The organism is Photorhabdus akhurstii (genome assembly GCF_018448925.1).
Taxonomy (GTDB): Bacteria; Pseudomonadota; Gammaproteobacteria; order Enterobacterales; family Enterobacteriaceae; genus Photorhabdus; species Photorhabdus akhurstii.
The window spans coordinates 40,970-53,063 of record NZ_RCWE01000027.1; the positions used below are offsets into that span (position 1 = coordinate 40,970).

Genomic DNA, 12,094 nt, shown 5'->3' on the forward strand with positions numbered 1-12,094 from the left:
TGTTCTGGTTATATTTAAAAATTAAATATTGTAATCACTACATTATTCTGGCGTATTTCTGGTTGTTCTTGGAAATTTGTCTGAATTATGCGGTATAGCCAACTATTGGATAAAAAAATATATATGAAACGTATTCCAGAACCTTTCCGTATTAAAATGGTAGAAAATATTCGCATGACTACTCGTGCCGAACGTGAAAAAGCGTTAGAAGAAGCCGGGTATAATCCATTCTTATTACCCAGTGACGCAGTTTATATTGATTTGCTGACAGATTCCGGCACTGGGGCAATGAGTGATCGCCAGTGGGCGGGGATGATGATGGGGGATGAAGCTTATGCAGGTTCCCGTAACTATTATCATCTATGTGATAAAGTTAATGAATTAATTGGTTATCAATATACTATTCCAACGCATCAAGGGCGTGGAGCAGAACAGATTTTATTTCCGACATTAATTGCCCGTAAAAAAGCGCAAGGTGGTGCAAAGCATCCGGTCTTTATTTCTAATTTCCATTTTGATACGACAGCGGCTCATGTTGAATTAAATGGCGCGAAAGCGATTAATGTCGTCACATCAAAAGCCTTTGATACAACCACTTATTATGATTGGAAAGGCGATTTTGATATTGATGAATTGAAAAAAACGATAGCAGAACATGGCGATGATAATGTTGTCGCGATTATTACAACTGTTACCTGTAATAGTTCCGGTGGTCAGCCTATCTCTATCGCTAATATGAAAGCCGTGTATGAGATTGCAAAGCAATATGATATTCCTGTGGTGATTGATTCAGCTCGTTTTTGTGAAAATGCTTGGTTTATTAAGCAAAGAGAGAAGGGGTATGAAAATAAATCCGTTAAACAGATCGTCAAAGAGATGTATCAATATGGCGATATGTTAACAATGTCGGCTAAAAAAGATCCTTTGGTCAATATTGGCGGTCTTTGCTGTTTCCGTGATGATGAAGATCTCTTTAATGAAGTGCGTACCCGTTGTGTGCCAATGGAAGGCTTTGTCACTTATGGCGGTCTTGCCGGGCGCGATATGGCGGCACTGGCAATTGGTCTTGAAGAGGGGATGAATGAAGATTATCTGGCATATCGTATTAATCAGGTGGCTTATTTAGGTGACAGATTAAGAGAGGCTGGTATTCCTATTCAATATCCAACCGGTGGTCATGCAGTATTTGTTGATGCTAAATTATTATTATCACATATTCCGGGGGAGCAGTTCCCGGCTCATGCTCTGAATAATGCATTATATTTGGAGGCAGGAATAAGAAGTGTGGAAATTGGCTCTTTGTTATTAGGTCGTGACCCAGAAACAGGAAAACAGAAACCATCACCAATGGAACTTTTGCGATTAACTATTCCTCGTCGTGTTTATACTAATGATCATATGGATTATGTTGTAGAAGCCTTTATTTCCTTGAAGGAGCAATTTTCTCAGATTAAAGGATTAACTTTTACTTATGAACCATCCGTATTACGTCATTTCGTTGCAAGATTAAAACCAATTAAATAATAATAAATATCGGGATGCTTCTTGTTGAAAAGCATCCCCAATTTTACTGCTTACTATATAAAGTAAAGCCACGCTAGGATAACGCATATGGCTACTTCGTCGATAGAAAAATCGTCTCCATCTTTATTTGGCGGCGCCATGATCATTGGTGGAACAATTATTGGTGCTGGCATGTTTTCTTTACCGGTTGTCATGTCAGGAGCATGGTTTTTCTGGTCAATTGCCGCTTTGATTTTTACCTGGTTTTGCATGTTGCATTCAGGGTTAATGATATTGGAAGCCAATCTTAATTATCGAATTGGTTCAAGTTTCAGTACCATCACGAAAGATCTGTTGGGCAATGGTTGGAATATCATTAATGGTATTACCCTTGCTTTTGTTTTATATATACTGACCTATGCTTATATTTCCGCTAGCGGCTCGATTATTCAACATGCTATGCGGGAGGTATCGATAGATTTTTCGCCTGGGTTTGGTGGTTTTTTATTTGCTTTTGTTGTGGCGTTTATTGTCTGGTTAAGTACTAAAACTGTCAGCCGGATAGCATCAATTATTCTTGGCGCTAAGGTATTAACTTTCTTTATGACGTTTGGCGGTCTGCTTTATAACATTAAACCCACGGTATTGTTTAATACAACTGAAGTCAATCCAACTTACTGGCCTTATGTATTAATGACTTTACCTTTCTGTCTGGTTTCCTTTGGATATCATGGTAATGTTCCTAGCCTGATGAAATATTATGGAAAAGATCCAGAGAAAATAAAGAGATGCCTGTTTATTGGCACATCAATGGCTTTGGTGCTTTATTTGATCTGGTTGATTGGAACAATGGGCAATATTTCCCGGCCTGATTTTGTCGAAATCATAGCAAAAGGGGGCAATATTGATGTTTTGGTGCAATCATTAAGTGGAGGATTGAACAGTTCAGCTTTGGGCTTATTATTAACTCTCTTCTCCAACTTTGCGGTTGCCAGCTCATTTCTTGGCGTCACGCTTGGGTTGTTTGATTATCTGGCTGATCTGCTTAAATTTGATGATACCAAGTTGGGGCGCTTGAAAACGGCAGTGGTGACTTTTCTTCCGCCAATAGTTGGTGGAATGATTTACCCGAATGGCTTTATTCATGCGATAGGTTTTGCTGGCCTTGCTGCAACAGTTTGGGCAGCTATCGTTCCTGCACTACTTGCCAGAGCATCTCGTAAGCGATTTGGCAGCCCTATGTATAGGGTTTGGGGAGGTAATGTGATGCTCGGCTTGATTTTTCTATTTGGTGTACTGAATGCTGTCGCGCATATCTTATCAAATTTTAATCTATTGCCGGTTTATTCATAAAAAAACTCCTGCGGTGGGGGCCGCAGGAGCCTGGTGTTGACGGAAATAAGCTCCGAAAGGGAGAAAACAAAGCAGGTGTATTTATGTTTTAATTTAGTTTGTTAACTCCTAACATCTACAGCAAGGTTATTAACAGGAAGTTCTTATGGCTTCCCTTTAGAACACGAATAGTCAACCGCTTTAATTTCTTTTAGTACAACGTTCCAACAGACACGTCGTAAATTCGTCACTGATAGAACAATAGCATTAGAATGCCCTCTTCTGGCAACTTTTTGCCTAGTCATTAATTAGTTGTATATAATCTTTCAGTGTCAGTGTTGTTTTTGCAACGATATTACCGTTGATGTTAAGCCATCATCTGCCGGTATTCATCAATCACCTGTTGGCAAAAATCAGGTGAATTCACATGATGAGGGCTTTTAATTAGTTGTCTATTTTCCGTTTCTATAAATGTAGCTTCGAAAGCCTGGATAAATGCTTGATTAGCATCAGGATTCCAGAACGGCCCATCTTTAATATCCAGAGCGGAGAAACCACCTTCTGGAATAATAAATTTTACTTTTCCTTCGCACTGATTGAGTTTTTCTGCGATCCAAATTCCCATCTGGCGGTTCTCTTCGGGTATGGTGCGCATTAATGTTACTTGCGAATTGTGACGGTAAAATTGCCTGTATTTGTAGCGTTCTGGGATAGTGCTCAGATGACCAAAGTTCACCATATCCAACGCTCCGCAAGAACCGATATAAGGTATTTGCGTGCGGGCTATTGCCCCCAGACGGTCAGTATTACAGGCAAGAACGCCACCAAACAGATAGTCGCAAACTTCAGTGGTAGTGATATCCAATAGACTGTGAAGCAAACGGCTTTCGGCTAGCTTTTCCATTGTCTTGCCACCGCTGCCGGTTGCGTGGAAAACCAGACAATCATACTGCTGTTCCAACTCTCTGGTTAATAACTGTATGCAAGGTGTCGTCACACCAAACATCGTCAGACCAATAGCCGGTTTATCTTCAATATTGCTCTCTTCATGAAAATAGACTGCCCCTGCAATTTGGTTGGCCGCGTTTTTTAACACCTGGCGAGAGATACGGTTAAGACCGGATACATCTGTGACCGAATAGAGCATAGATATATCGCTAACACCCACATAGCCAGAAACATCACCGGAGGCCATAGTAGAAACCATAAGTTTTGGTATACCTACGGGTAAAGATTGCATTGCCGGCGTGATCAGTGCTGTACCGCAGGAACCTCCCAAGCCTAGAATTGCTAAAACATCAGTTTGTTTTGATAAAAAGAGATTAAAAGCAACTGACATCGCGGAAATGGCTTTCCCCTTATCACCACAGAAAACGGCTTCTTTACCTTGCGGGTGATGCTCTGCTACTGTTTGGGCCGTAATATCGGCGCCTCTTTCCAGTGAGCCAGATTGAGTAGTCAAATCCACAGTTCGAACAGCAAGGCCGGCTTTTTTGATCAGATCCCTGACGTAGAAAATTTCTGCGCGCTTGGTATCAAAAATAGTAGCGATATAAACATAGCCTTGGTTTTTTTTCATTATAATTATGAATACTTCCCTGGTGCTGACTACTCATTCATGGACAGATTATAGTCAAGATGAGACTCAAGTATCACTGTTATATTATCAAATTGAGACTGTCATCTCATTTTATCCATAAATAGGCTGAATCAATTTGATCGTTTTGTAGATAGTTGAGTAGAGTGATGATAGCGAAAAAATATTTTAACCATAAGTGTTAATGTAGCGATTTTTACTGTGAAAGAGTTGTGGGGGATGATGGACTCGAAGACGAAAACTCATTTTACCGGTACTCGGAAAAAAACTTATACATTGTTAATAAATGTGGCGTTGGAACTTTTTGAACAGAGGGCGATACCTTCGGTTTCTGAATTGGCAATGCATGCTGGTGTTTCCAGGGCAACGGCATATCGCTATTTTCCGACTCAAAGTGATTTAATTGATGCAATTGTTGGCGCTAGCCTTGGGCCGATTCTTACCTGGAAACCGGCCAGTGAAAAAACTGAGGAGCGGATTATTGAGTTGTTGAATTTTGCCTATCCTCGAATGTTTCAACATGAAGGCGCGTTACGAGCAGCTCTGTTAGTTTCCTTGCAGCAATGGGCTCAGGGACGTTTATCTGAGGATAAACAGGAAAAGAAATTGGTTCGTGGGCATCGTAAAGATATCCTGGCAATGGTTGTTGAGCCATTAAAAGGGCATTTTCCGCCGGATACTTTGGAAAATGTCATTCGTGCTTTTTCCCTGATTTATGGTTCTGAAGTCTTTCTGGTGATGAAAGATATCTGGCAGATGGATAATGAAGAAATTATTGAGATCACTAAATGGATGGCAAAAGCAATTATTAATCAGGCGCACAGAGATTCTGAATTATAGTTATTCTTGATAGATTTTTCTGGCGTAGATATTTTGTCTGCTATTTCGTATAACTTGCGGTTATTCCTATGAAGAATATCCCTGTTTATGATGATGTTATTGCCGCTGCCCGGCGTATAGAAGGTTATGCTTACCGTACGCCGGTTCTGACTTCCCGTACTGCTGATGAAATGACTGGCGCTAAGTTATTTTTTAAATGTGAAAATTATCAGCGAATGGGAGCATTTAAATTTCGTGGTGCTTTTAATGCGTTATCACAATTTAGTGACGAACAGCGCCGCAATGGGGTTGTGACTTATTCATCGGGTAATCATGCTCAGGCGATTTCATTGGCGGCTCGTATACTGAATATACCGGCGACAATCATTATGCCGTTCGATGCGCCTGCGGCTAAGGTAGCGGCAACTGAAGGTTATGGCGGTAAAATTGTTTTTTATGATCGTTATACGGACGATCGTGAACAAATTGGCCGGGAATTATCAGAAAGGCACGGGTTGACCTTAATTCCTCCTTATGATCATCCGCACGTTATTGCCGGGCAGGGAACCGCGGCAAAAGAGCTGTTTGAAGAGGTTGGGGGATTGGATGCGTTGTTTGTCTGTCTCGGTGGCGGAGGATTGCTTTCAGGGAGCGCGCTTGCTGCCCGCCATTTTTCTCCTGAATGTAAAATTTATGGTGTAGAGCCGGAAGCCGGTAATGACGCTCAACAATCATTTCGTCAGGGAAAAATTGTTCATATCGATACGCCTAGAACCATTGCTGATGGGGCGCAAACTCGACATCTTGGGCAATATACTTTCGATATTATTCGAAAGAATGTTGATGATATTTTCACCGTTTCTGATGAGGAACTGGTGGAGACAATGCGTTTTTATGCGGAAAGAATGAAGATGATTGTCGAACCGACCGGCTGCCTGAGTTTTGCCGCTGCCCGCAAAATGTGTGAGCCATTACAAGGCCAAAGGGTAGGGATCATTGTCAGTGGCGGTAACGTGGATATCGAACGTTATTGTGCTTTGCTGTCAAAACAACCTAAGACGTAATGAGCCATATAGAAGAGGGCTTTGATATTCACAAAACTTATAATGTGTGTTTTGTAGTGTAATTATTATCCTTTAGTTATTGATTTGTTATATTTAAATATTAATTGTAGGGCTAATATTATATATTGGCCGCTACATATTTTATGTGAATATTTTCCTATGTTATATTCACATTGATACATGTTATATTAATCATATGCATCCTAATTAATTCTCAATCTATTTGGATGTATTGGATAATATATATTTTTTCTTCAACTTATGCCTAAGTTGGTAATAGAGAGCAAATATAAATTATCCTGGTGATTAATTTCATATTATTGAACTAATATGATGGCGGTAGCTATTATCTAATACGCCTACCTTAATAACATGTTTTTCATAACTTCAAACATAGGTGATTATATGACTACAGAAAATAGTATTGTTAATGATTTTAGTGGGAAAACGAAGACTCTTGGATGGGATATTATTGCTGCCTATGATAGAACTAAAATAAATATGCTGTTTGAACAGCAATATGTAAGAAAGGTGAGTGAAGGTACACATTTTTCTCCTATTTGCTGGGAAAGTGGAAATAAAAAGATAAAATTTGATAATTTGACGTTGGGAGTGCCGTTAATTTCCTTTGAAAATTCATCAATTGAAGATTCTCAGGCAACGGTAAAATTAAATTTTATTTCTGGTACGATAGTAGAACTTTATGATGATGGTAGAGTAAAGAATTATCAAAGAATTACACCGAATAATGATTACCATATGACGATAACCGTAAATTTGATTGCGGGAACAGGCTCTGTTGGTAATGATGGAAAAGTTGTTGTTGAGTTTAAAAAAGGAGATTTGAGTGTAGTCAATGTTATTGACGATGCGCCAGCAGAAGTAAAAGAGTTTTTCCGTAATTGGCTTAAAAATAATGATGTAACTTATGAGTTAGGTATTTTGAAGCTGGATAATACGGCTGGACTGGTTCCAAAAATGTTTAAAATTAGAACCCAACCTGCACCCGATGCTAATTTACGTAGTTCTGATAATTATGGTCATGGTGCGGTGTTGTTATTTATTGCAACACACTATAACCCTAACGGCGGAGTATTACCAACTAACTCAAGTAATTTTCCTTATTTGATACCGGATAATCGTTCTGCGATGCTAATTATCAGTAATAAGACACTTTTTGAGAATATTCTTAAACCGCAATATGAGAGTTTATTACCGAGTTCTACCGGAGTAGAATTAGAGCTGGTCAGTCTCGATAGTCAACAAAATGATTCAGCCAAATATTTGAATATAAAAAACGGATATTCTGAAAGTGATAAACCTGTACAATATGAAAAAGGATCTTATACAGTATGGACGGGATTGGTTAAATATAATGGCGCCACTAATATTTGGCCAGAGAAGGTGAAAATCCCTTATTCTGGAATGTATATTAAACCTGAGAGGGAAAAAATTATCTTTTCTGGAGTAAGTAATAATGGTCAATCTTATCATTTTGCTCAGCAAGTGGGTATTATGAAAGATGGCATACTTGGTTATTATGATAAATCGAAAATTGATTTCTATGTTGATGGATCGATAGATATTACACCTACAGTTATATCTAATGATGAAATCAAGTTGGAGTCACATTATGGAATGGGTGTTAAATATGATGAACAAGGCCCATCTGGTTGGGGAAGTCTTATAGGCCCTGATTTTCAATCACAGTTTATTGATAAAACAGCGGAAATTGTTAAAGGCGCCGTTGAAACGGATTTAGCCAACGTATCTAAAATTAAGTTAAATAGTATAAGTCTATTTGCAGTTAATCACCTTCTGTTCCCTGAAAGCAATTATCTTGAGTTTGATAAGGTGTATGTGCCTGGGGATATGGTGCTATTTGGTGATATTTCTCCAACATCAACTGCTTTTAAAATCAATGATCTTCAATTAACTATGCCAGTGAAAACTAAGCATAAATTTACAACCAACACCAATGCAACGGTAAATTGGTCCATCACTCCAGCGGAATTGGGAAGTATTGATGCTAATACGGGAGATTATACGGCACCGGCTAAGATAAAAGGAAATAGTCAAATTGTGACAATTACTGCGACAGACTCAAGAACGAACGCTAAAGCTTCAGCGGTTGTCACTCTGTTGCCCTCTTCTGTATCGGTTAGTCCTTCTTTTGTTGTTATCAATGAGAATGATGTTAATAAGGAAGCCAATTTTACTGTTTATGGCAATAAGAAAGTGAATTGGAGTGTGGAAACGGGTACTGGCTATGGTGTTGTTGATGCGAATGGAAAATATACGCCTCCAGCTGCTTTCCCTGCCGGATATAATATGGTTACGGTGACGGCTGTTGCTGATAATGGCGATTTAGATAAAGTTAATATTTTGCTTATCAGTAAAAACACGAAAGGTGAGTTCAGGATTGATCCTAGCTATAATCAAGAGTTATTAACACCTGATGCCGTAATGAAGTTCTCTTCTGTCGGTAATGATTTGACTTCTCCAAGTGAATGGAGCCTCATGCCAGAAAGAGGAAATATTAAGGTAGGTGAACCAGAAGTTACAAAAGATGAGTTTGGTAATGACATCGAAAAGTATACTGCAACTTATACTGCGCCAAATGATATTACTCGTTCGGAAATTGTTTTACTCAGAGTGACACATAAAAATAAACCCAATCGTGCGGGCTATGCTCTGATTACACTGGAGCCGAAAATCAGTTGATAACTAACTGTTTTTAATAACCATCAGATGATGCAATAAACTTCTTATTCTTTATTGCATCTCTGTTCTCAAGTCTATTATCTTTTTTAGATAAAACACCCATCCATATATTTCCAATAAATAAAGGCAATCCTATGAATCATGATATCAGCCCGTTGCTAAAGAAAATAGGTAATAAATATAACTTTACTGATAAGATAATTGAATTAGGTTATAAATCTATTTTTGATCTTATAAGAATGCCCCGTAATCTATTTGTAGAGAAGTATAATTCAGATCATCAGGCAGCAGATATTTATGATACAGCAAACAGCTATGCTATACAAATAGCCCGTAAATTTCGCCAGCAGCATTATACTCATAATACATATGCCAGAAGTTATTCTTCGCTTTCATTAAAAGGAGGTCCTCAATATCAATCCTTATTTCAGGATAATTGGCAGCAATATTGTCCAAATGGCGCACCGGAAGCAAATAATTCACCGGTTGCTTATTTAGCAGAGATTTATAAATTAGCGATGGATATTGAATCCAATGCGGGTGCTGAGGCCATTAAAATGGATGAGCGCCGTTCTGATTTAGCGCATTTAATGCTGGATGACGTCAGTATTAATCAGGAAATTTCAACACTGTCATTGGTTAATACTATGCTAAATCAACGCTTGGAAGCTATATTAAAACAACAAGGAAAAACCAATTTATCCAGTTATGATCTTTTGGCTAATGTACGTTATCCATTCCAACTCCCTTATGATCATGCGCAAAACCAAATTAATCTAACATTTGATAATAAAAAACTTTTTTGTTTGGAAATGACGCAACAAACAGATAAGAGTTATCCTTATTTTCTTAAATCTAATCTAAATATTGCTAATGGAGAATTTGTCGCGCCTTTAGCAAATCAGCTAGGTATTTGCCAACAAAAAATAATTAATGAGCCGTTAAACCCATCTAATAGTCAATTATATCAAGATAATTATGGCGTTAATAGTGCAGAGTTACTTGAATTGTTATCGACTTTTATTTCACAAACAACTCTTTCTGTCGCAGAAGTTGAGCAATTATTATGTATAAAAGGAATATCTACCAATAAAGGGACGGCATTAGAACAGAATAACGTGAGATTATCTCAAAATGTGCTTAATTTAGGTATGCCTGCGGCTCCTTATAGTTATGGCGCCGTCTTTATTAATGGGCCAAATGCAAAAGCGAGTGATTTCTTACATTTGTATCGTGAATTTGTCTCAAGTGATTATTTGCCACAAGAGATAAATAAACTATCTGGTGTGAATCATGAACGCTTTGATAGATTAAATCGTATGATACGATTGTGGAAATGGGTTAATTTGCCGATAGATAAAATTGATTTATTGGTGACTGCAACTATGCGGGCAGAAGGGGATGCAAATAAACAATTACAGATGAATGATAATACCTTACGTATGTTAGGAATTTTTCATCATTGGAGTAAAAAATATCATATTTCGCCTGATGATTTTTCCGCGTTGATATATCAAATTACCCCTTTTTCGACGGGTACAGCCATTCCTTTCTTCGATCAGATTTTCAATTCATCTTCGTTGTTTGATGCGCCATTGGTGATTGATGATCGTGAGTTTTATTCGGAAACAAAGCAGGATGACACTATTATTAGCAAGTTATGTGCTGGTTTGAAAATTGAAGCGAAGGATTTTGCTCTATTAGCGCCATTAGTTGCTGAATCGATTGGTAAAAAGAGTTTAACATGTTCACTTGCTGTTGTTTCTGCGTTTTATCGCATTGTGCGATTGTCGAGAATTTTTGGGTTAACACCACAAGAAGGTGTGGTTCTTTTAACGCTAATAGGTGGAAATAAAGTATTAAAACAGGTCGCGGGTATGCCTTATTTATCGCAATCAGGAAATAATAGACAAACAGATATACTGGATATTATGATTGCAATCGAGCAGACTACAGAATGGTTGAGAATAAATAAATTATCTGTTGGTACTCTTCAACTATTCTTATTACCAGCTAATGAAGTTGTTATGACCGGAAATGCGGCTCAGGTGGCCTTTATTAATCAAGTTGGATTGCATCGTAATTCAGAAAGTTTAATGTTGGAAAGTTTGTCAGAAAATATCTTACCTGCATTGGATAATAATGGTGATTTGATTGATTGGTTAACTCCACGTCAAACTGTTTTAAACGCAGTATCTCATCAAAAATATGGTTTGGTTAAACCTGATGTTAATATTAGTGATGAAATTAATAAAGCGATAAAAAGCATATTACTTGATGAGAAAGTCAAAGTATCTATTACTGAGCAATGGGCTGCAATTATTACTCAAACTCAATCCGCACAAAATGCAATATCAGCCAGTATGTTGGCAAATGCATTTCAGCTATCACAACCATTTCCTTTATTTATTTTAAATTGGATTGGCTCAAATAGTTACGATTTTTTATTGAAGTCATTTGAACTGTTTGATAAGAAGAATTTACAACCAGAGGTGATCAGTCAGGATTATTTGATACTGATGTATGATTTATCGCGATATATTTCAGTGATTAAGACTTTTCAATTGAGTACTGTGATGTTGAATCATTTTTCTGAACATCCTGAACGGTTTGGCTGCCAGAATACGCAACTTTCTTTATCGGTTATTTATTATTTCAGTCGCTACCGAGATTGGATGCAATTAGTTGCCTCTTTAGATAACGCGGAAGATAAAATATTGCGTTATTTGGAACTAGTCAATAAGAATAATCAAAGTAACGATAAAACTAATATGGTGAAAATATTAACTGAACTATTGTCATGGCAGAGTGATGAGGTGTTATTAGCTAATTCATATATTATTGGCAAGGAAGAGAATACAGTAAAAACATTAGCTGAAATAGATATCATGATGAGACTTAAAGTTTGGTCTGAGGAAATGGCTCTTTCCATGCGCTCATTATTAGCGACGATAAATATCAATGCTCATTCCTCTTATGAGGATTATAAACAGGTTGGCACAATGATGGTAGCAACTCTGTAAATATAGTTTTCATCGTGTAATAAAAATTTCTA

7 protein-coding genes are annotated in these 12,094 nt (G+C 37.8%); 6 read left to right on the plus strand and 1 reads right to left on the minus strand.

Features of this window, described 5'->3' with window-relative positions; translation table 11 throughout:
- Positions 1 to 123 precede the first annotated feature (123 nt).
- Positions 124 to 1,524 (plus strand): tryptophanase, encoded by a 1,401-nt coding sequence (gene tnaA, locus EAE93_RS20150; RefSeq protein ID WP_214040422.1) that lies wholly within the window; start codon positions 124 to 126, stop codon positions 1,522 to 1,524.
- Between the two features lie 87 nt (positions 1,525 to 1,611).
- The gene (mtr, locus tag EAE93_RS20155) at positions 1,612 to 2,856 is read left to right on the plus strand and encodes a tryptophan permease (RefSeq protein WP_110086085.1); all 1,245 of its coding nucleotides are present in this window, start codon (positions 1,612 to 1,614) and stop codon (positions 2,854 to 2,856) included.
- A gap of 346 nt (positions 2,857 to 3,202) precedes the next feature.
- Here mtr and EAE93_RS20160 read toward each other — a convergent pair whose 3' ends face one another.
- A complete protein-coding gene (locus tag EAE93_RS20160; RefSeq protein WP_214040423.1) occupies positions 3,203 to 4,414 on the minus strand; it encodes a Tm-1-like ATP-binding domain-containing protein in 1,212 nt (403 codons plus the stop codon).
- Between the two features lie 237 nt (positions 4,415 to 4,651).
- On the opposite strand from EAE93_RS20160, the gene EAE93_RS20165 reads away from it, so the two are divergent.
- The 4 genes from EAE93_RS20165 (at position 4,652) to EAE93_RS20180 (ending at position 12,062) form a co-directional block, all read left to right on the plus strand.
- Positions 4,652 to 5,272, plus strand: coding sequence for a TetR/AcrR family transcriptional regulator (locus EAE93_RS20165; protein WP_036808325.1), 621 nt, complete (start codon positions 4,652 to 4,654; stop codon positions 5,270 to 5,272).
- A 68-nt stretch (positions 5,273 to 5,340) separates the two neighbouring features.
- A complete protein-coding gene (locus EAE93_RS20170; RefSeq protein ID WP_036808322.1) occupies positions 5,341 to 6,315 on the plus strand; it encodes a threo-3-hydroxy-L-aspartate ammonia-lyase in 975 nt (324 codons plus the stop codon).
- A 405-nt stretch (positions 6,316 to 6,720) separates the two neighbouring features.
- Positions 6,721 to 9,039, plus strand: a complete 2,319-nt coding sequence (locus EAE93_RS20175; RefSeq protein WP_110086084.1) for a hypothetical protein — start codon at positions 6,721 to 6,723, stop codon at positions 9,037 to 9,039.
- 134 nt (positions 9,040 to 9,173) lie between these two features.
- Entirely contained in the window at positions 9,174 to 12,062 is a 2,889-nt protein-coding gene (locus tag EAE93_RS20180) for a Tc toxin subunit A (protein ID WP_214040424.1), read from the plus strand.
- Positions 12,063 to 12,094: the final 32 nt, after the last annotated feature.

Coding starts and splice junctions, on each gene's coding strand:
- tnaA (WP_214040422.1), top strand. CDS start 124: ATGAAACGTATTCCAGAACCTTTCCGTATTAAAATGGTAGAAAATATT.
- mtr (WP_110086085.1), top strand. CDS start 1,612: ATGGCTACTTCGTCGATAGAAAAATCGTCTCCATCTTTATTTGGCGGC.
- EAE93_RS20160 (WP_214040423.1), bottom strand. CDS start 4,414: ATGAAAAAAAACCAAGGCTATGTTTATATCGCTACTATTTTTGATACC.
- EAE93_RS20165 (WP_036808325.1), top strand. CDS start 4,652: ATGATGGACTCGAAGACGAAAACTCATTTTACCGGTACTCGGAAAAAA.
- EAE93_RS20170 (WP_036808322.1), top strand. CDS start 5,341: ATGAAGAATATCCCTGTTTATGATGATGTTATTGCCGCTGCCCGGCGT.
- EAE93_RS20175 (WP_110086084.1), top strand. CDS start 6,721: ATGACTACAGAAAATAGTATTGTTAATGATTTTAGTGGGAAAACGAAG.
- EAE93_RS20180 (WP_214040424.1), top strand. CDS start 9,174: ATGAATCATGATATCAGCCCGTTGCTAAAGAAAATAGGTAATAAATAT.